Origin of the sequence: Mycobacterium colombiense (genome assembly GCF_001665835.1) — a bacterium.
GTDB classification, from domain to species: domain Bacteria; phylum Actinomycetota; class Actinomycetes; order Mycobacteriales; family Mycobacteriaceae; genus Mycobacterium; species Mycobacterium colombiense_A.
Map to the genome: position 1 here is coordinate 68,959 of NZ_LZSX01000068.1, position 18,696 is coordinate 87,654.

General features: G+C 65.4%; 19 protein-coding genes. 6 read left to right on the forward strand and 13 right to left on the reverse strand.

Annotated elements, in window-relative coordinates:
* Positions 1-63: 63 nt before the first annotated feature.
* Positions 64-2,661 carry a sugar epimerase family protein gene (locus A5760_RS13570; protein WP_064881521.1) on the forward strand — a complete coding sequence of 866 codons (2,598 nt, stop codon included), beginning with the start codon at positions 64-66 and terminating at the stop codon, positions 2,659-2,661.
* Here A5760_RS13570 and A5760_RS13575 read toward each other — a convergent pair.
* The 11 genes from A5760_RS13575 to A5760_RS13620 all read right to left on the reverse strand — a co-directional run bounded on the left by A5760_RS13575 (position 2,658) and on the right by A5760_RS13620 (position 12,157).
* On the reverse strand, positions 2,658-3,884 hold the full coding sequence (locus A5760_RS13575; RefSeq protein WP_064881523.1) for a cytochrome P450: 1,227 nt from the start codon (positions 3,882-3,884) through the stop codon (positions 2,658-2,660). The genes A5760_RS13570 and A5760_RS13575 overlap by 4 nt on opposite strands.
* A 20-nt stretch (positions 3,885-3,904) precedes the next feature.
* The gene (locus A5760_RS13580) at positions 3,905-4,864 is read right to left on the reverse strand and encodes an SDR family NAD(P)-dependent oxidoreductase (protein ID WP_064881525.1); all 960 of its coding nucleotides are present in this window, start codon (positions 4,862-4,864) and stop codon (positions 3,905-3,907) included.
* Positions 4,861-6,042, reverse strand: a complete 1,182-nt coding sequence (locus tag A5760_RS13585; protein ID WP_064881605.1) for a cytochrome P450 — start codon at positions 6,040-6,042, stop codon at positions 4,861-4,863. Before A5760_RS13585 ends, A5760_RS13580 begins: the two co-directional genes overlap by 4 nt.
* Before the next feature lie 11 nt (positions 6,043-6,053).
* A complete protein-coding gene (locus tag A5760_RS13590) occupies positions 6,054-6,479 on the reverse strand; it encodes a hypothetical protein (protein WP_064881526.1) in 426 nt (141 codons plus the stop codon).
* 10 nt (positions 6,480-6,489) lie between these two features.
* Positions 6,490-7,548 (reverse strand): dihydrodipicolinate reductase, encoded by a 1,059-nt coding sequence (locus tag A5760_RS13595; RefSeq protein WP_064881528.1) that lies wholly within the window; start codon positions 7,546-7,548, stop codon positions 6,490-6,492.
* Between the two features lie 13 nt (positions 7,549-7,561).
* The gene (locus A5760_RS13600; RefSeq protein ID WP_064881530.1) at positions 7,562-8,002 is read right to left on the reverse strand and encodes a hypothetical protein; all 441 of its coding nucleotides are present in this window, start codon (positions 8,000-8,002) and stop codon (positions 7,562-7,564) included.
* Between the two features lie 14 nt (positions 8,003-8,016).
* Entirely contained in the window at positions 8,017-8,730 is a 714-nt protein-coding gene (locus tag A5760_RS13605) for a hypothetical protein (protein WP_064881533.1), read from the reverse strand.
* Entirely contained in the window at positions 8,727-8,855 is a 129-nt protein-coding gene (locus tag A5760_RS27580; protein ID WP_255360762.1) for a hypothetical protein, read from the reverse strand. Before A5760_RS27580 ends, A5760_RS13605 begins: the two co-directional genes overlap by 4 nt.
* 14 nt (positions 8,856-8,869) lie before the next feature.
* Positions 8,870-9,670 carry a CbbQ/NirQ/NorQ/GpvN family protein gene (locus A5760_RS13610; protein WP_064881535.1) on the reverse strand — a complete coding sequence of 267 codons (801 nt, stop codon included), beginning with the start codon at positions 9,668-9,670 and terminating at the stop codon, positions 8,870-8,872.
* Positions 9,671-9,692: 22 nt separating this feature from the next.
* Entirely contained in the window at positions 9,693-11,222 is a 1,530-nt protein-coding gene (locus A5760_RS13615; RefSeq protein WP_064881537.1) for a nitric oxide reductase activation protein NorD, read from the reverse strand.
* 188 nt (positions 11,223-11,410) lie between these two features.
* Entirely contained in the window at positions 11,411-12,157 is a 747-nt protein-coding gene (locus tag A5760_RS13620) for a hypothetical protein (RefSeq protein WP_419538246.1), read from the reverse strand.
* 345 nt (positions 12,158-12,502) lie between these two features.
* On the opposite strand from A5760_RS13620, the gene A5760_RS13625 reads away from it, so the two are divergent.
* Positions 12,503-13,606 (forward strand): hypothetical protein, encoded by a 1,104-nt coding sequence (locus A5760_RS13625; protein WP_064881539.1) that lies wholly within the window; start codon positions 12,503-12,505, stop codon positions 13,604-13,606.
* A 10-nt stretch (positions 13,607-13,616) separates the two neighbouring features.
* On the opposite strand, the gene A5760_RS13630 is transcribed toward A5760_RS13625, so the two are convergent.
* A complete protein-coding gene (locus A5760_RS13630) occupies positions 13,617-14,216 on the reverse strand; it encodes a TetR/AcrR family transcriptional regulator (RefSeq protein ID WP_064881541.1) in 600 nt (199 codons plus the stop codon).
* Between the two features lie 208 nt (positions 14,217-14,424).
* Here A5760_RS13630 and A5760_RS13635 point away from each other — a divergent pair, with 208 nt between their 5' ends.
* The 4 genes from A5760_RS13635 (at position 14,425) to A5760_RS13650 (ending at position 18,022) form a co-directional block, all read left to right on the forward strand.
* Positions 14,425-15,213: an SDR family NAD(P)-dependent oxidoreductase gene (locus A5760_RS13635; protein WP_064881542.1), complete on the forward strand. Its 789-nt coding sequence runs from the start codon at positions 14,425-14,427 to the stop codon at positions 15,211-15,213.
* 64 nt (positions 15,214-15,277) lie between these two features.
* Positions 15,278-16,360: a hypothetical protein gene (locus tag A5760_RS13640; protein ID WP_064881544.1), complete on the forward strand. Its 1,083-nt coding sequence runs from the start codon at positions 15,278-15,280 to the stop codon at positions 16,358-16,360.
* A 13-nt stretch (positions 16,361-16,373) separates the two neighbouring features.
* Positions 16,374-17,192: a mycofactocin-coupled SDR family oxidoreductase gene (locus tag A5760_RS13645; protein WP_064881546.1), complete on the forward strand. Its 819-nt coding sequence runs from the start codon at positions 16,374-16,376 to the stop codon at positions 17,190-17,192.
* 203 nt (positions 17,193-17,395) lie between these two features.
* Positions 17,396-18,022, forward strand: coding sequence for a hypothetical protein (locus tag A5760_RS13650; RefSeq protein ID WP_064881548.1), 627 nt, complete (start codon positions 17,396-17,398; stop codon positions 18,020-18,022).
* An 11-nt stretch (positions 18,023-18,033) separates the two neighbouring features.
* Here A5760_RS13650 and A5760_RS13655 read toward each other — a convergent pair whose 3' ends face one another.
* Complete coding sequence (locus A5760_RS13655; protein WP_064881550.1) at positions 18,034-18,663, reverse strand: TetR/AcrR family transcriptional regulator; 630 nt, start codon at positions 18,661-18,663, stop codon at positions 18,034-18,036.
* Positions 18,664-18,696: the final 33 nt, after the last annotated feature.

An 18,696-nucleotide genomic window follows, 5' to 3' on the forward strand; every position in this document is an offset into this window, starting at 1 on the left:
GCCGCGCCGACGACGATGCAGAGCGCAGCGATGAGGAGCGGCGCAATTGAGTGAGGGCTCTTCGTGAGAATCGCGGTCACCGGGGCCAGCGGCGTGCTCGGGCGCGGCCTCGCCATGCGGCTGCTCAGCGCAGGCCACGATGTCGTCGGGCTCGCGCGCCATCGGCCCGACAGCTGGCCGAGCGCAGCGGACTTCGTCGCCGCCGACATCCGTGACGCCCGCGCTGTCAAACGCGCCTTGGGCGGCGCGGAGGTCGTCGCGCACTTCGCATGGGCGAAGGGTTCCGGGTACGACGACCAGGTCAACATCGGCGGTACTTGCAACGTGCTCGACGCGATGGCCGAGACCGGTTCCAGGCGAATCGTTTTCGCGTCATCAGCCCATGTGTATGGCGGGACAGCCGCGCCGAAGGCCGAACACGAGGCCGCGACTCCGGTCAGTGCCGAAGGGCGGTTCAAAGCCCGAGTCGAGCAGATGCTTTCGGAATCGGGCGCGGAATGGGTCGCGATCCGCTCCGCGCTGATCCTGGGGCGAAGCGTCGATAATTGGGTGCGGCGCCTGCTGGCGTTACCGGCGTTTCCCGACCGGTCGGCCGATCGCCACATGCAGGTCGTCCACCTCGACGACGCGCTTCGGCTGTTCAACCGGGCCATCGTGGAGGCCGAAATCGCCGGTGGGCCGGTGCATCTCGCCGCTTCGGGCGAACTGACCTTCCGGCAACTCGCCGCTGCGCTGCGCCGCCCGGTCGTGCGCCTGGGCCTCGAACCGGCGGAGCTGCGGCTGGTGCGGGGGGTTGCGCTTATGGACACCTCGCGGCTGGCAGACGAATGGGCATTCCAGCCGGCGTGGGAATCGGGCGAATGTGTCCAGGATTTCGCGCTGGCGGTGCGTGGCCGGGTAACCGTGGGCAATCGGGTGGTATCGCTGCCGTGGCGGCTGGCCAACATCCAGGACCTACCTTCGGTGGACGCGCCGAGCAGCGACGGCGTCAAGCCCATTTGGGCGGGCGCAGAAGGGGATAACGGGGAATTCGACACGCCGATCGACCCGCGTTTTCCCACCTTCCTGGCCACCAATCTGTCTGAGGCGCTGCCTGGCCCCTTTTCGCCGGCGTCCGCGTCGGCTACGGTTCGCGGACTGCGGGCCAGTGCCGTGTGCGTCGCCGAGCGGTTGCGGCCCGGCGGGACGATCCAGCGCGAAATCGCGATGCGCATGGTCGCGGTGTTTGCCCACCGGCTCTACGGCGCGATCACGACCGCACACTTCATGGCCGAAACGGTGCCTTTCGTCAAGCCCACGACTGTGGTGAGCAATAGCGGGTTCTTCGGTCCGAGCATGGCCGCCCTGCCGATCTTCGGTGAGGAACGTCCGCACTCCGACACCGGCCGTGTTCGCAAGCAACTGCGGACCGTCCGCAACATCGGGGTTTTCGGCGTCAACTTGATCGGCCTGTCCGCCGGCGCGTCCGTGGACACCCGCGAGTTCGTCGCCGATGTCGATCGCCTGGAACGCTTGACCGACGGTGACGTCGCCGGGCTCGACGATCGTCGGCTGCTGAGCCTGATCTCGCTGGCGCGTGATCAGGTGGTGCACGGCTGGGTGCTCGCGGCGGGCTCGTTCCTGCTGTGCGCGGCGTTCAACGTGCTGCTGCGCGGGTTGTGCGGGCGAGACATCACCGCGCCCGGGGGACCGGAATTGGTCAGTGCGCGTTCGGTCGAGGCGATGCAGCGGTTGGTGCTCGCCGCGCAGCGCGATCCGAAAGTGACTGCGCTGCTGGCCGAACCGGGGGATCGGCTGGACAAGCTCGCCGTCGAGGCACCGGAATTCCATGCCGCCCTGCTGGACGAGCTGGCGCTCATCGGACACCGCGGTCCGGCCGAGCTCGAGATGCTCTCAACCAGCTACGCCGACGACCCCGAGCTGCTCGTGCGGATGGTGGCCAGAGCGATGAGCGCACCATCCGCGCCGCAGCCGCAACGGCCCCGGATTCCGTTGCACGCCAAGCCTATTGCAGTTCTGGCCACACAGCAACTGCGCGACCGCGAGGTCCGCCGCGACAAGGTGGTGCGGGCTAACTGGGTGCTACGCACGCTGCTTCGCGAATATGGACGTAGGTCGGTCCAGGCCGGGCTCTTCACCGCCGCCGATGACGTCTTTTATCTGCTCGTCGACGAACTCGATGCCCTCCCCGCGGATGTGGGCGCGCTGGTGGCCCGACGCCGGGCCGAACAACGCCGGCTGGTCGCGGTGGCGCCGCCGACGGTCTTCAGCGGAAGCTGGCAGCCAACCGCGACCTCATCGGATGCGCTGGCCAGCGGGGACACTTTGCGTGGTGTCGGCGTATGCGGGGGACGGGTGCGCGGGCGGGTGCGGATCGTGCGGCCCGACACGATCGACGACCTGCAACCCGGCGAGATCCTTGTCGCAGAGGTGACCGACGTCGGCTACACCGCGGCGTTCTGCTACGCCGCCGCCGTCGTGACCGAACTCGGCGGCCCGATGTCGCACGCCGCGGTGGTGGCCCGCGAATTCGGGTTTCCGTGTGTCGTCGACGTTCAGGGGGCCACGAAGGCACTGCCGCCGGGAGCCATGGTGGAGGTCGACGGTGCCACCGGCGAGATCCGGGTGCTCGAGCTGGCCGCGGACGACGCGCCGAGCTAGTCGAACTCCATCTCCAGCTCTACCGGCCCGCTCAGTCCCAGCATCGGTTTCCAGCGTGCGGTTGCCACTCGGCGCGGGTTGGTCATGCGCCGCGCGATGACTTTGAGGGCTCCAGCGAGTTCCGTTCGGGCGAGGTTGGCGCCAAGGCAATAGTGGGCGCCGCCGCCGAACGTCAAAATGGGCGGCGGGTCTTCGCGGGTGAGGTCGAACCGGTCCGGGTATGGATAGACCTCTGGATCACAGTTGGCGGCAAAGGTATTCACCGAAATGAAGGTGCCCGCCGGAAACCTGTACCCCGCGAACGTGACGTCGTCAAGGACGGTGCGCAGGGTGGTGCAGACCGCCGGCGAATGGCGCATGCATTCCTCGACGGCTCGCATCGCGAGGCCGGAATCGTCGCGCAGCATCGCCAGCTGACCGGGATGATCACACAGCGCGTGCGTGCACGCGGCCAATTGATTGCGAGTGGTGTCGGTGCCGGCGCTGAGGATGCTGAACGCCAGCATCCGCATCTCCGCGTTGCTCAGCCGGTCGCCGTCGTCCTGGGCGCGGATCAGCTCAGAGATCAAGTCGTCGGTCAACCGGCTCCGCCGTTCGGCGATCATGTCGTCGATGTAGGCGTCGAACTCGTCCCACGCTCGCATCACGATGTGCTGCTCGTTCGCCAGGTCGGAGTCGAGCCTGACGATTTTGAAAATGTCCTCGGCCCATAGGGAAAACTGCTCCCAGTCCTCGGGAGGCGCGCCCAGCAGCGCACAGATGATCGGGATCGGGTATGGCCGGGCGATATCGGTGACGAAATCACACCGGCCGGCGTCGGCGACCTGGTCGATCAACTCGTTGATCACCGTGTCGATGGTGTCTTCCATGCGCGCGGACGCCCGCGGCGTGAAGGCCTTGGACACCAGGCCGCGCAGCCGTCGATGTTCCTCGCCTTCCATGCCCAGGATGGTGCCGAGGACCCGGTCATAGAGCGGGCCGGACGTTATTCCGCGAGCGGTCATGTGCATGCCGGGCGGGAAAACGAACCTGGGGTCGCGAAGTATCCCGCGGGCGAGTTCGTAGCCGAGCACCTCGGGTCCCAGCGGCCCGATGGCTATCGGCGACCGCGTGCGCACGTCGTGGATGCGCGGGGCGACCTCGTGCACGGTGTCGGTGATGTCGTAGTGCAGTGTCGGGAGGTCGGCGTCGAAGACGCTGGGTGATGCGGTGTCGACGGTCATCGTGTCTCCTTAGGCCGAAATCAGCTCGGCTGGTAGCGCTTTGGCAGTACTTCGATCGGCGCCGAAATGGCTTCACCGGGAGCCAACTCCCCGGAATCCGCTAGATCAGGCATCAACCTGGCCGTGGACGTGTCGGCGATCGCGGCGAAGTTGTCCCGCACCTTCTCGAGGGTGAGACCGGAGTCGTAGTGGCCCGTGGTCTGGCCGAACACCCGGATGCCCACGTTCCCGCCGCCTGCTTCGAGGTTGGCGCCGGACACCGGACAGCTCTCGTGAACCAGGAAGGCCACGGCCGGTGACACCAGGCCGGTCGGAAAGTGCTCCTCCATCAGCTTCGTGAACGCGGACGGGTCGTTGAAATGCCGCACGGCGCTGGTGTTTGCGGCCGGGCCCAACGCGTTGACCTTGATGCCCAGCGGAGCTCCCTCGACGGCGAGACCGCGTGTCAGCCCGAAGATTCCGCCCTTGGCGGCGCCGTAGATGGACAGGTATTCCAGCCCGAACATCGCCCCGGACGTCGTGTTCACGATGCGGCCGTAACCGGCGTCCCGCATGTGGGGCCATGCCGCCCGGCACATCCACACGGTTCCCATCAGGTGCACGTCGATGACGTTACGAATGTCGGCGTCGGAGATCTCGTCGAAGTGCGCCATGAAGCAGACCCCGGCATTGTTCACCAGGATGTCGAGACGACCCCACACGTCGAGCGCGGTCTGGACGACCCGGCGCGCGCTGTCCTGATCGGCGACGCTGTGCAGGTCTGGCACCGCCTCACCGCCCGCCGCGCAAATCTCGTCGGCAACCTGCTCGGCGTTGGCCCGCAGGAGGTTTCGCCCGTCAGGCCCGACGCCGAGGTCGTTGACCACGACCTTGGCTCCCCGCTCGGCCAGCAGTTTGGCATGCGAGCGCCCCAGGCTCGGCTCCTGGCCCCCGGCGCCCGTGACAATCGCGACCCTTCCGTCAAAGCGAAGCTCGGTCATGACGCATCCTTCGCGAGAATCCGCACCGGCAAGGAAGGCAGCGTGCATGTCGGCGACGGCCAGGTGATTTCGGGCCGGCATCCGGGCGCGAGCTCGAAATAAGGTATGTGCCTTAGCCATTCGGTCACGACGACCTTCATCTCCATGCGCGCCAGGTGCGAACCCACGCAACGGTGCGGACCGCCGCCGAAGCCCCAGTGCTTGTGCACCTTGCCGTCCATCACCACGTCGTCACCGGATATCGCATCGCTGCCATCCCGGTTGATGGCGCCGAGGCACAGCCGCACGCGAGATCCAGCGGGCAACGTGATGCCGGCGACGGTGACCTCCTCGGTCGTCGCCCGCGGGACGACGGGAGCCGACGACTCCAGCCGGACGATCTCCTCGACGAAGACACCGATTTCTTCGGGCCTTTCGCGAAGCCGGTCGCGCAGTTGGGGGCGACGTGCCAATTCGAGCATCGCCGCGCCGATGGCCGACGTGACGGTGTCCAGTCCCGCGAGGACGAAGAAGAACGCCATGCCGAGGGCCTCGTCGTCGGTGAGCGCTTCCTCGCCCGCGAGCACCTGGGAGAGGACATCGTCGCCGGGATCGCGTCGATGCTCGGCGACGGCCTCGGTGAGGTAGTTGAAGAGCTCGAGCGCCGGTGCGAGGTCCGGGGTTTCACCCGCGGCGTTGGGGATGCTCAGCTCGATGATGGCGTCTTTCCAGCCGATCAGCCGCTCGCGGTCGCGCAGCGGCAGCCCGAACAGCGTCAGGAAGACCTGTGACGGGTAGGGAGTCGCCAGATCGGCCATCACCTCGCACTTGTCGCGTCCCGCAATCGATTCGATGATGTCGATCGCCTGGCCCTGGATCGACGGCAGGATCGCGGCGAGCGCATGGGGACTGAAGAACGGCTGCAGGATCTTGCGGAACCGGGTGTGCTCCGGCGGGTCGAACGCCGCCGGTACCAGCGGAAGCGGGCTGCCGACCACCTCGAAGGCCTTCTGCGACGAGAACACGGTGGGATTTCGCAGCGCGGTGAGGACGTCTTCGCGACGGGTCAGCGCGTACCAGCCGTCGCTCAACACCACCGGGCCGGCGTCCCGCAACGCCGCCCAGCCGACGCCGCGGTCGAGCGCCATCGGCAGGTCGTCCAGATCGAGCTCCGGAATTTCCTGCGGGCCACGAGCCATGTCGTCTCCAATCACGGGATGTTGGTTGCCAGAAATGTCAGTGGCAGTCCCAGGATCGACACGTCGTTTTCGTCGAGGTACGTGCCTCCGCCCTCCATGCGTTGCCGGAATCGCGTTGTCGCGCCGTAGCGCTCGGCGACCTCGTCGGCGGAAGCGGCTTCCGGAACTCCGATCACCACCGTGAACACGCCGTCGCCGTGACGCTCGAGGAACTCCGTAACCGAGACGGCGACCTCGCCGGTCGACCCGGGGATCGGGCTGATCAGTTCAATGCCCCGATTCCAGTCGAGGTGGATGTCCAGGCCGAGCTCGGCCAGCTGCAGTGGCTCGAAGAGGAATCCGAGATCGGTGAACATTTGTGCCGCTGCGGCATGTCGTTCCGGCGCCACGGCGAACACGACGTGGTGAAGCGAGGGCGAGTCAGGCTTTTCGGGCATCGGTGCCTTCCTATCGGGAATCAGCGCGCAGCACTCCGCGCGGCAGAAGCAGCGGCAGGTCGTTGTAGGTGACAATGCCGGGAGGCGCGGCGACGACGGCAGGTATCGCGGTGATCGCCGGCATCGCGGTGATGGTCAGTCCCAACATGATGTAGTCGTCCAGCGTCTGGCCCGCAAAGTCCAGCGGCGGAAGGAAACTCAGCGTGGTCTTGATCGTCGGCTGGCCCTGCACCTCGATTGTGTAGCCCATGTCCAGCGGCCAATCCGGATCCAGCGATTGACCCTTGCGCCAGCGCCCGCGGATCTCGATGATCTCACGATTCGCGACAATTCCTTTCCAGCGGACGTCCACGCCGGCGACGCACCCCTTTTTGATCGTCCATTCGCCGGGAAGATCCAGATCCTCGGTGGTCTGGGCGTATTCGACTTCGCAGCGCACGTCGTCGAGCTCGACGCCCAACGCGTCGGCGATCAGCAATACGCCGTCGCGGAAGATGCCGGAGCCCTTCTCGGTGATGGCCGGAAGATCCGGTCGATCGATGGGATAACCGAAGCCCATGGGTATTTCGGTCGCGGGCGAGTTGTAGATCGTGGTGTCAACGGATTCCAGCATCGAGACCTTGTCCACCCGGTCCGAAAGCCCCGCCGACACGATGGCGAAGAGCTGGATGAAACCGGGGTTGATGCCGCTGCCGAAGATGGTCGATCCGCCGTCTGCGCATGCCTGTGCGATGCGTTCCCGCCCGGCGCCGAGGAAGTGCCCGGTGATGAACCCGGCGGTGCCCACCACGTTGATGCCCGCGCCGAGGATGCGGGCCAGCTCGTCGACGTCGGCGAACATCGGGTTGTAAACCACGCAGTCCGGCTTGAGCGCGAGCAGCGCCTCAATGTCGTTGGTGGCCTTGACATTGAGCGGTTCGATCCCGCACAGCTCGCCGACATCACGCCCGGCCTTCTCCGGCGACCAGGCATAGCACCCGACCAGTTCCAGCGTCGGGTTGGCGGCGATCGCTTTGACCGAGCTCTTGCCGACGTTACCCGTCGTCCACTGGACGACCCGGTGGGTCAACGGGTCCGCCCCGTCATGGGTGCGATGCCGCCTGTTGTTGTGCCGCTTGGCGGGCCAGCCTGTCGTTGTGGATCTTGACGAGTTCGCGGAATCCCAGCCGGTGGTACTTCGGTATCGGCTGGATGCCCCACACGTCCTGCGCGGTGGCCTTGCCCTCGGCGCCCTCGGGCGGGCCGAACGGCGGGTAGGGGTACTTGCATTCGAGCGTGTCGTTGGAGTACCGGATCTTGAGCAGCTCACTGCAGATCTGGGTGAGGCTCAGCGTCGGGTAGCCGTAGTAGACCGCCATGAACGGCAACGTGAAGGCACCCTCGATCACCAGGGCCACCAGGCACACCAGCACGGCACGCTTGATCCATTTGTGCATCCGGGCGTAGTACGGCGTCGTCCCCGGCTCGAGATCGGCGGCCGGGTCCTTGTCTTCGGCGGATGCCGGTGCGGAAGGGCTTGTCATGGCACGACTCCTTGCTAGTCGGAGAAGATTTCGCGATTGACGGTGTGCAGATAGGGGATGGCGAGGAACGGGGTGATGTAGAAGATGTCGTAGAGCCACCAGCCGATGACTGGAAAGACGACTCCGGCGTACCGCACGTCGGCGAACATTGTCATGTTGAAGACATAGGCCGACCAGATCACCACACCCATCCAGCATGTGACGACCATCCATTGATGACCCCAGCGCTTCATCTGCAGGAAGCCGATCGCCGCGGCCACCCGCATCGAGAAGACCGTGAGGATCAGGCCGGCCACGTAGGCTTTCTCGCCCGGCCCGGCGGCGCCCCCGACCCAAAGCTCGTTGTAGTGCCAGAAATAACCGGCGTCGAACATGTTGCCCCAGCCGACCATCAGCACGCGGTTGATCAGCGTGTGGTTGGCCACCAGGTCGAGGGCCCAGCCCAGGCTGTTGAGCATTCCGTCGATCAACACCAGATAGCCGATCAGGGTGACGATCATGGGCCGGACCGACAGTCCGGCGCGCAGGGCCTGGCGCTGCAGCCACACCCCGCGCATGAAGATGGGAAAGCCGATCAGGCCCGGCGCCCACATGCCCATCAGGCCGGCGCCGACGATCATCCACTTATCGGCGCGGCGCTGAGCCTGGCGGGATTCGTCGTGGTGATCCTCGAGGCTGACCGATGCCGCGGCACCGACCGAATGTCGTTTCAGCAAGGGGAGATTCACAGGTCCCACCACCCCCGTGCGAACGACATGTAGAGCTGGATCCCGAACATCGCCAGCAGGTAGCCGTAGATGAAGATCTGGAAGACGATGAGCGCCCTCTTGCGCTTCTCCTCTTGTCGGTCCATGCCGTTGCTCCTTTCTAAGAACTGCTCGATGTGTCTGCGGTCCCCAGGCTGGCAGCCGCGACTTCGCGTAGGCCGTCGGTGACGGCGCCGTCGGTACTCAGTGGGGCGAGTATGCACGCATCGGCCGCATCCAATTCGGTTGCGCCCGCGGCGATCAACTGGGCGGCCGTGACGAGCACCCGGGTCGACGGCGGCTCGAAGTGGAAGGCTTGGTCTGCGGTGCGGACCGCGACCGCGCATCCCACCAGCCGCCTCGCCGTGGCCAATGGGATTCCCGATTCGGCGACGATCACCTCCGCCTCGCGGTCCGGCGGCAGGTAGTGCATCGCCAGCGTGGCGAACCGTTGGCGGAACGACGGTTTGAGCTCCTTGAGCGAGCTGCGATAGGCCGGGTTGTACGAACACACCAGCATGAACTCCTCCGGCGCTTGCACAACCTCGCCGGCGCGGTCGAGATACAGCGACCGCCGGTGATCGGTGAGCGAATGCAGGATCGCCAGGGAGTCGTGGCGGGCCTCGACGACTTCGTCGAGATAGCAGATCGCGCCGGCTTTGACGGCCCGGGTCAGCGGGCCGTCGGTCCAGACCACGTCGCCGCCGGTCACCATGAAGCGGCCGACGAGGTCGGAGCTGGTGAGGTCGTCGTGGCAACTGATGGTGACCACGGGCCGCTGCAGCAAGGAGCCCATGTGTTCGACGAAGCGGGTCTTGCCGCATCCGGTCGGGCCGGTGAGCATCACCGGGATGCGCCGGTGGAAGGCCTGCTCGAACAGCTGAACCTCGTTGCCGTTGGCGAAGTATGTGTCGGTGGTCATCTCTTCCTCAGCAGGCCGGCGTTCACGCGGCGACCAGTTCACGGTGGACATGGGCCAATACCCGGGGCAGTTCCTCTATGCGCCGGATCCGCTGCGACCGGCGAGGCCCGAACACCTCGGGCAGGGGATCCACGCGGGTGGGTCCGACGCCCACGTAGTAGATCGACACCCCGGCCTCGTTGGCCTCCTCGACCGCATGCGCGGCGTCGGCCCAGGCATAGCGGCCCTCGTATCCCTCATCGGAGATCAGTCCGTCGCCGATGACGATCAGCAGGCGGCGCTCGGAGGCCTGCGCCAGCAGCCGGCTCGTCAAATGGCGAAGCGGCGCACCGAGTCTGGTGTATCCCCTGGTGTGCAGGCCGAGCCCGCTCGGCGGTACGAACCGACGGTCCTCGAAGTCCTTCAGGCAGCGGACTTCGACTCGATGGCGGGTGTTGCCGGTGAAGACGAAGACACCGTGCCGTTCGCGCGTCAGCGTCATGGCCCGCGAAAGTGCATCGGCACAGGACAATTCCAGTTGGAATACGCGCCCGCCGTGCACCCCTAGCGACGAACTGCCGTCGAGCAGCAGCGCCGTGGTGACGTCGCGGCTGCTGGGCAGCAGGTCGCGGAACACCTTCGGCTCCTTGGCCTCGCCGGTCGCGAGATCGATGTAGTGGTTGACGTATTGGTCGACGTCGAGGTCGGAGCCGTCTTCGAGGCGATTGGTCATCGCGCGGTGGGTGTGTTCTTCGAACCACTTGCGCACGTCGACGGCCACGGGCACCGGGCGGCGGGCGTGCCGGCCGTCGGCGTGCTCGACAACGGCAACGTGGTCTTGCATGAATCGCTGTGTCCACATGTTCCATTCGGGATAGGGGATCCCCGGCCGGTGTTGCGGTGTGACGTCGAGATCGTTGTCCTGTGGCCGGCTCGGTGGCGGCAGGTTGGGGTTGCGGACCCCGCCGTCGCCGCCGACCGGAACCGAGTACGGCCGCGGCAGGCGCTTCTGTGTCGTGGTCCATGGCATCCTGCCGAAGCTGCGTCGCAGCTTGTCGGCCAGTCCGTGCGGCGCGGTGTATGCCGGCGGCAATGAGCCCAGCAGGGGGTGGAGGGTCAATTCCTGATGTGTGGCCGCCAATGCGATTGCCAGGTCGAGCATCTGGACGGCAGGCATGTCGCCGTCTTGGATGTGGACTTCGGGCAGCAATCGCCGGACCTCGGGCAGCAGGCCGGGCCACCGCGACGCGATCCAGCCAAGGGCGACGCCGGTCTCGACGAGGGTGAGTGCACGCAGTTCGCGGGCAGAGAGCTCGTAGAGGCGATATTCGGTGACGCGTTCTTTCGACGGCGAACACTGCAGCGCCACGCCGCATGTCAGGGTCCTGCGTGTCCACTCGGGCGGCGCGGGGTAGGGGACATGAACGAACGTGAGCGCCGCGTTCACGCCGAAACCCCGCCGGTCGCCGGTGACCAGGCGGACGCCCTCGCGACGTTGGTCGCTGAACGCGACCGCCGTCACGGAGCAACCGCGTTCCAGAGCCATCGCATGGCCGTCGGACTGGTCAATCATCGCCGAAATCCCGTGCGCTTCGACTACCGAGGCCGCGGTTCAGAAGGTGCCGATGTTGGAGAACAGCCAGTACCAGAACCAGATGATCAGTCCGGTGCCGCCCCATGCGGCGACGTAGCGAAGGATCTCCCATAGATAGCCCATGATGTGACTTCCTCGGTGGCGTAGTGGATTTCAGTTCGCGCATTTCAGTCGGAGAAGAGTTCCCGGTTGACGGTGTGCAGGTAGGGGATGGCCAGGAACGGGGTGATGTAGAAGATGTCGTAGAGCCACCAGCCGACGACCGGCAGTACGACTCCGGCGAAGCGCACATCGGCGAACATGGTCATGTTGAAGACGTAGGTGATCCAGATGACCACGCCCATCCAGCAGGTGACGACCATCCATTGATGGCCCCAGCGTTTCATCTGCAGAAAACCGATGGCCGCCGCGATGCGCATGGTGAAGACGGTCAGGATGAGGCCGACTTCCAGAGCTTTTTCGCCCGGGCCCGCCGCGCCACCGACCCACAGCTCGTTGTAGTGCCAGAAGTAACCGGCGTCGAACATGTTGCCCCAGCCGTTGAGAAGCACTCGGGCCAGGATCGTGTGGTTTGCCACCAGGTCGAGGGCCCATCCGACGGTGTTGATGGCGGCGTCGATGATGACGAGGTAGCCGAGCAGCGTGACCAGCATCGGCCGAACGGAGAGGCCATCGCGCTGGGCCCGGCGCAGCAACCGCACCCCCCAGAGAAACAACGGCAACCCGAAGATGCCCAGGGCGGCGGTGCCGATCAGCAGACTGCCGGAGATGAGCCATTTGTCGGCTCGGCGCTGCGCGAGCTGCGACCGTTCCAGATGTTCGTCGATGGTCAGACCCGTTGGGGGAGCGCCGCTTGAGCCGACCGCGATGCCCGCACTGCCGGCATCGCGCTGTTGCAGCCTCGGCAGATTCACGAACCCTCCCCGTTTGCTGATTGGATCGGCCTGTGCACTATAACAGGCTGACTACAGTCAGCAGAAGATGCCCGGCGGACTTTCTGTGAAGTTGGTGCAGGCGCCACGACGCCGGCGGCCGCACGGTGCTGCACCGCCGTATAACAGGTCAATCCGCCTTCGACGTGGCACCTTCCGTTGGTGGCGCAAGGCGAAAGTTACTGACGAAAGTCAGCTGCCAGTCGTTGACACAACATTCAAGGGACGCCTACGCTCAGCGAGCGCTCAGCCGTTGCGGCGTCGTGTGCCGGCGGCGAAAGACGGTTCGTTCGCTCTAGCGCTGTCGGTGCATGCAAAGGAGTAGCAATGACACCCAAGCCGCCGGCCGAGAAGAAGTATCGCGTAATTCAATGGGGCGTAGGGAATGTCGGCACGATCGCGCTCCGTCATTTCGTGCACAACCCTGCCTATGAACTGGTCGGAGTGCTGTGCAATCGTCCAGAGAAGGTAGGCAAGGACGCCGGCGAGCTCTGCGGCAAAGCGCCGACCGGGGTGCGGGCGACCACCGACAAGGCTGCCATCGAGGCACTCGACGCCGATTGCGTGTTCTATGCGCCGCTATGGTCTGACCCCGATGAGGTGTGCCGCTTACTGCGCGGGGGCAAGAATGTCGTCGCCTCCGGTGGCGCCTGGTGGTATCGAACCGAACACAGCAAGGCGGACATCGACAAGATCGATGCAGCCTGCCGCGAGGGTGGGACGTCGTTTCATGCAGGTGGCGTCAACCCCGGCTTCGCCGGAGACCTACTCGTCCTGACGCTGGCCCGAATCGTCAGTCAGATCGATACTATTCACATTTACGAGGTGGTGAACTTCGGTCGGGACACGCTGAAGTACCTGTATGAGATGGGAATGGGGAGCGATCCTGCCGGGTTCGAGGACGGCCCGAACCTGTTGGGACAGGCATGGCCATTGTTCGCACAGTCGATGGCGATGGTTGTGGAGGGAATGGGTAAGACAGTCGAGAAATATACGACCGAGGTGGAGCTAGGGTGTGCCACGCGCGACATCCCCTTCGAGGGGGCAGAGACCAGCGACATGCCGGGCTTCAAGGGCGTGATCAAGAAGGGCACGGTCGCTCGCCAGCATCATAAGTGGACCGCTTGGGTGGAGGGTAAGCCCCTTCTGATCTTTCATGAGGTATACACGATGGACACGTTCGATGCCATTGAACCGCAGGAGGATTGGCCTCAGCATTACCACTACCGCATAGTGATTGAGGGCGATTCATCCACGGAGCTGATCCTGCAGGGGGCGCAGGACCCGGATGGTGGCTACGCGCTGCCCGGCTACACCTGGACCGCGATGGGCCCCGCGAACGCCATTCCCGCGGTCTGCGACGCTCCGCCGGGGTTCATGTCCCACAACGAACTCGGGCTTATGCCGCTGCGTGGCGTCATACGGCCCTAACGCCCGCGTGTCATGGTTTTAAGCTTCGCAATGTCCTCGCGACATAGTCTTCCAACAGCGTGTGGCCAGTCGGCCAGTGGTTGGTGGTGATCAACAGCGCGTAGAGGCCCAGCAAGAAGAACACCGCACTGTTCATGGGATCGACGTCCGCATCCGTCTCGCCGCGCTCTTGGGCCTGCGCGATCTCCTGGGCGACCAGGACGATCAGGGGGTGATCCCTGCCGTCTTCGGTCTGCGGGCGGGTTTGGGAGAAGTGCAGCGCGAGAAAGTCATTGAAGAGTCGATCGCCCAGGCGGCGTTCCAATCCGACGACCAATCGGACCGCCTCATTCAATGCCGAAGCGAGGTCGTGTTTGGACTTCAGGAATTGCGCGAACTGCTTGGCGATTCGGTCCTCTTCGCGGCGCTCCAGCTCCAGCAGCACATGCTCCTTGGTGGGGAAGTGGAAGAAGAAGGTCCCGTGGGCGACGCCCGCTGCGGCCACAATGGCGCCCACGTCGGCCTCGGCCATCCCGGCGCGGGCGAACTCACCGATCGCGGCGCCCATCAATCGCTCCCGCGTCTGCAGGCGCTTAGCTTCTCGTGCCGACAACCGGTCCGTCACAGCCATTGCTTTCCTCACGGTTGACCTGACTCACGTCAGAGTTTCGAGGCTAACCCGACCAGTATGCCGTGTCCCGGTCAAAAAGGCTTGCACAACTTGTCATTGTTGGACGCTCCGCGCACTCTGTCGGACGTCGGCCCCATGAATTCGTTGACTTTAGTCAGCAAGGTTCATAGATTGAACGCGCACCAGACCACACATCGGAGGAGCCAGCATGGCATTGGAGCAGTTCAGGCTGGACGGACAGGTCGCGATCGTCACCGGAGCCGGGAAGGGTGTGGGAGCGGGCATTGCCCGGGTGCTGGCGGAGGCGGGCGCCACGGTGGTCGGGACCGCGCGGACCGAGGCGGATATCGTTGGCACGATTGAGGGTATCGAGACAGCGGGCGGCAAGGGGCTGGCGCTCGTCGCGGACGCGATGAGTCGTCCTGATTCAGAGCGGGTGGTAAGCACGGCGATGGACCGCCTCGGCCGCATCGACATTTTGGTCAACAATGTCGGCGGGTCGACCTACGCGCGATTCCTCGAAATCACCGACGAAGACTTCCGGCACACGTTCGATTGGTGTGTGACGTCGGCCTTCATCATGAGTCAGCTCGTGGCGCCACACATGCTCAGCGCCGGACACGGTTCCATCATCAATATCTCGTCGGGCTCGGCGCGATTCGGCATACGGGCGCTGACCGCGTATTGCGTTGCCAAGGGCGGCCTGGAAGCGCTCACCCGCGCCATGGCGCAGGAACTCGCCCCGAAGATTCGCGTCAACGCCATCGCCCTGGGGTCCTTCGCCACCGACGGTCTGAAGGGCAGCCTGGATCTGATGCCCGGATCGCTGGAGAAGATGCTGGAGGCTACACCGCTGCATCGGCTGGGCGACGTCGAGGATCTCGGACGGCTCGCGGTGTACCTGTCCACGCGTGACTGTTACGCGACCAACGCGACGTTCCACGTCGATGGTGGCATCGACTCGAACAATTCGCCGCTGCCGATACCCGATTACTGACCCGCTCTGTGATTGAACGCGTCATGATGGGTCATCACCCACCGCCCGAAGGACGAGGGTAACCATGCGCAGGGTCATTCAATTCTCCACCGGTAATGTGGGCCGGCATTCGTTGCGAGCCATCATCGGCAGACCCGATCTCGAGCTGGTCGGCGTGCACGCCGCCAGCAGCGAGAAGATCGGCCAGGATGCGGCGAGGTTGTGCGGACTGGACGAACCGACCGGCATCATCGCCACCGACGACATCGACGCCCTGGTGGCCCTCGGCGCCGACTGCGTCGTTTACACGTCTCAAGGTGAGACTCGGCCGATGGAAGCCATCGAACAGATGGCCAAGTTCCTCACGGCGGGCACCAACGTCGTCGGTACATCGATGGTCTGGCTGGTCACGCCACGCCACGCCGACGACTGGTTGCGAGAGCCCCTGGAGCGTGCCTGCGCGGCCGGCAACGCCTCGCTTTACGTCAACGGCATCGACCCCGGTTTCTCCGGCGATACCCTGGTGCACTCGGCAGTGAGCCTGACCACCCGGGTCTCCTCGATCACCGTCCAGGAGATCTTCGACTACGGAAATTACGATGACGCCGAGTTCACCGGTGCTGCAATGGGTTTCGGGTCGAAGCCGGACGACGACACACCGATGATGTTCCTGCCCGGGGTAATCGTGGCGATGTGGGGTGGTCAGGTCCGAAGCCTGGCGGACCATCTCGACATCAAGCTCGACGACGTGCGCCAGCGCTGCGAACCCTGGTATACCCGTGAGCGAATCGACTGCACCATGATGACGGTGGAGCCCGGACAGATGGCGGCGGTGCGGTTCGCCACCGAGGGCGTGCGCGACGGCGAACCGGTCATCACCCTCGAGCACGTCACCAGGCTCACCCAGGCCGCGGCGCCCGATTGGGAATTCCCACCCGACGGCCATACCGGGGTTCATCGCGTCGTTGTGGAGGGCGAACCGCGGGTCGAAATCAACACCCACGTTTCACACCCGCTTTTCGATTCCACTGATGCCGGCTGCATCTCGACGGCCGGTCGAGCCGTCAACGCGATCGATTGGGTGTGCCGCGCGCCCCAGGGGCTGATCGGCGTGGAGGATATCCCGCTCTCCGCAACGATGCGTGGCCTGATGTGGAACGAGCACTAGCCGGATTTGTGGCATGACGACATCATCTTCGGGACGCGTTGCCGGTAAACGCATTCTGATTACCGGCGCCGCCCGCGGCATGGGCCGCAGCCATGCGCTGCGGCTTGCGCAGGAGGGCGCCGACGTCATCGTGCTCGACATATGCGAATCTCTGCCCCCCATCGAATATCCCTTGGCCACAAAAGACGACTTGGCCGAAACAGTCGAATTGGTAAGGGGTTTCGGCCGCCGCTGCGTGAGCGGCATCGTCGACGTTCGCGACGAGGCACAACTGCGGTCTGCGGTCGACGACGGCGTCGGCGAGCTCGGAGGTCTCGATGGCGCGGTGGCCAATGCCGGCGTGCTCACGGTGGCGGCCTGGGACCAGACAACCGCCGACCAGTGGCGCACGGTGGTCGACGTCAATCTCATCGGCGTATGGAACACTTGCGCGGCCGCGATACCCCACTTGCTCGACCAGGGCGGAGGCAGCCTGGTCAACGTCGGTTCCGCAGGCGCCATCAAGGGATTTCCACTGCAGACGCCCTACACGGCTGCCAAGCACGGCGTCGTCGGCTTGACGCTGGCCTTGGCCAACGAACTGGCGGCACAGAACGTGCGCGTCAACACCGTGCTTCCCACCGGTGTCCCCACCGGGATGGTTCCACCATCGTTCGGGCCTCTCTTGGGCGAGCATCGGTCCGACCTGATTCCCATCTTCGTCAATGCGATGCCCACGCCGGCCGTCGAGCCCGTCGACGTCAGTAACGCTGTGCTGTTCCTGCTATCGGATGAGTCCAGGTATGTGACGGGATTGCAGTTCAAGGTCGACGCAGGAGTGACCATCAACTAGAAACAGGGCGCATTCAGTTGCCGGAATCGGCGTCAAAGGTCAACGCCACGCCGGCCCTCGAACGAGTGCCCTTACTGAGATCGCGTCAAGCCCATAGGCTGGGCTGTCGGATGGATATTCGTGTGGCGGCCGAATTTTGCGTGTTCGCGCTGCCGGCGCGCGCGGTAACGGATACAAATAGCTGACTTCAAAAGGAGAGCCTTATGAATACGGTGCGGACGTCCGCGCTCGGCTTGACGGCTACCGCGGTGTTGATCGGCGCGGCGGTGGTGGGCTGCGCCGGGGGCAAGAGCCCCACGGCGTCATCGGGTTCGGCCTCGTCGTCCAGCTCGGCCGCCTCGTCGGGCTCCCCGACCAGCGCGTCCCCGGGTGCGCCGGCGGACTACAGCAATCTGTTGATCAAGCCCAGCGACGTCGGTCCCAACGCCACCGTTGACGGGCCGCCGAGCCAGAATCCCAGCGGCATCACCGGCGTGGGACAGGTTTTCAAGAACCCCGACGGCAAGCGCACCATCATCGACACGATCGCGGTGTTTCCCGACGCGGCCACGGCCACCCAGACCGCGGCGAACATGCGCGACGTGGTCGGTAAGAAGGTCAACGGTCAGCAGCAGCCCATCGACGTCGGCACCAACGGGTTCATGGTGATCGGGCAGGGAACCGATCCGGCCAACCCGATGGAGATCTCCGAGGCGGTGTTCGTCGAAGGCAGGGCCATGGTCGACCTGGAGTCCGACTGTGTCATCGGCAATCCCACGCCGGCCGACATCATGCTCGATCTGGCCCGTAAGCAAGACGACGCGGTCAAAGCGGGCCTACCGCCTAGCTGAGCCGCCGATCGTCACAGGGGCCAGCTGTCCGGCCGCACCTCATAGTGCAACGCGGCGGCCGGAGGCAGCGGCTGACGGTCGTTGACCGAGATCGCGTCGATCACGAGGGCGACATAGCGTCGCCAGCCGTCGCTGCCGGCATCCATGGTCGACAGCACGCTGAACAGCATCGCGACCAGGCGAGGCAGGTCGTCGCTGACCAGGTCGGCGCGGATGCGGCCGGCTCGCTGGCCCGCGCGGGCAAGCTCGCCGAGCGCGTCGTTGAGCGACACCGAGACGTCGGACGTGAGCGACCCGGCCCGGCGCGCGGCGGTCAGCAGGCTGTGTTCGCGCGCCCCCAGCGAAATCGCCGCTTCGATCAGTTGGGTCAGACCGCGCAGCGGATCCTCGGCGCGGCGCGCCTTGTCGATCACCGGCGTGAGGTCCTCGGCGATGCTTTGATCCAGGGCCGCGCGCACCAGGTCGGCCTTTGCCGGAAACCTGCGGTAGAGGGTTCGCTCACCGACGCCCGCCCGGCGAGCGACCGCTTCCACCGGGGCGTCGGGCCCCAGCTCGCTGTAGACCTCGCGCGCCGCGCGCAGGATGCGCTCGACGTTGCGCGCCGCGTCGGCCCGCAACGGCCGGTCTTCCACCGCGGTCATGGCGACAGCCTAACTGACGGTTGACTGCCAACA

What these genes read in the sequence shown, in the direction of transcription:
- A5760_RS13575 (WP_064881523.1), bottom strand. Translation starts at nt 3,884, where the DNA reads ATGACCGTCGACACCGCATCACCCAGCGTCTTCGACGCCGACCTCCCG.
- A5760_RS13580 (WP_064881525.1), bottom strand. Translation starts at nt 4,864, where the DNA reads ATGACCGAGCTTCGCTTTGACGGAAGGGTCGCGATTGTCACGGGCGCC.
- A5760_RS13585 (WP_064881605.1), bottom strand. Translation starts at nt 6,042, where the DNA reads ATGGCTCGTGGCCCGCAGGAAATTCCGGAGCTCGATCTGGACGACCTG.
- A5760_RS13590 (WP_064881526.1), bottom strand. Translation starts at nt 6,479, where the DNA reads ATGCCCGAAAAGCCTGACTCGCCCTCGCTTCACCACGTCGTGTTCGCC.
- A5760_RS13600 (WP_064881530.1), bottom strand. Translation starts at nt 8,002, where the DNA reads ATGACAAGCCCTTCCGCACCGGCATCCGCCGAAGACAAGGACCCGGCC.
- A5760_RS27580 (WP_255360762.1), bottom strand. Translation starts at nt 8,855, where the DNA reads ATGGACCGACAAGAGGAGAAGCGCAAGAGGGCGCTCATCGTCTTCCAG.
- A5760_RS13610 (WP_064881535.1), bottom strand. Translation starts at nt 9,670, where the DNA reads ATGACCACCGACACATACTTCGCCAACGGCAACGAGGTTCAGCTGTTC.
- A5760_RS13615 (WP_064881537.1), bottom strand. Translation starts at nt 11,222, where the DNA reads ATGATTGACCAGTCCGACGGCCATGCGATGGCTCTGGAACGCGGTTGC.
- A5760_RS13625 (WP_064881539.1), top strand. Translation starts at nt 12,503, where the DNA reads ATGACACCCAAGCCGCCGGCCGAGAAGAAGTATCGCGTAATTCAATGG.
- A5760_RS13630 (WP_064881541.1), bottom strand. Translation starts at nt 14,216, where the DNA reads ATGGCTGTGACGGACCGGTTGTCGGCACGAGAAGCTAAGCGCCTGCAG.
- A5760_RS13635 (WP_064881542.1), top strand. Translation starts at nt 14,425, where the DNA reads ATGGCATTGGAGCAGTTCAGGCTGGACGGACAGGTCGCGATCGTCACC.
- A5760_RS13640 (WP_064881544.1), top strand. Translation starts at nt 15,278, where the DNA reads ATGCGCAGGGTCATTCAATTCTCCACCGGTAATGTGGGCCGGCATTCG.
- A5760_RS13645 (WP_064881546.1), top strand. Translation starts at nt 16,374, where the DNA reads ATGACGACATCATCTTCGGGACGCGTTGCCGGTAAACGCATTCTGATT.
- A5760_RS13650 (WP_064881548.1), top strand. Translation starts at nt 17,396, where the DNA reads ATGAATACGGTGCGGACGTCCGCGCTCGGCTTGACGGCTACCGCGGTG.
- A5760_RS13655 (WP_064881550.1), bottom strand. Translation starts at nt 18,663, where the DNA reads ATGACCGCGGTGGAAGACCGGCCGTTGCGGGCCGACGCGGCGCGCAAC.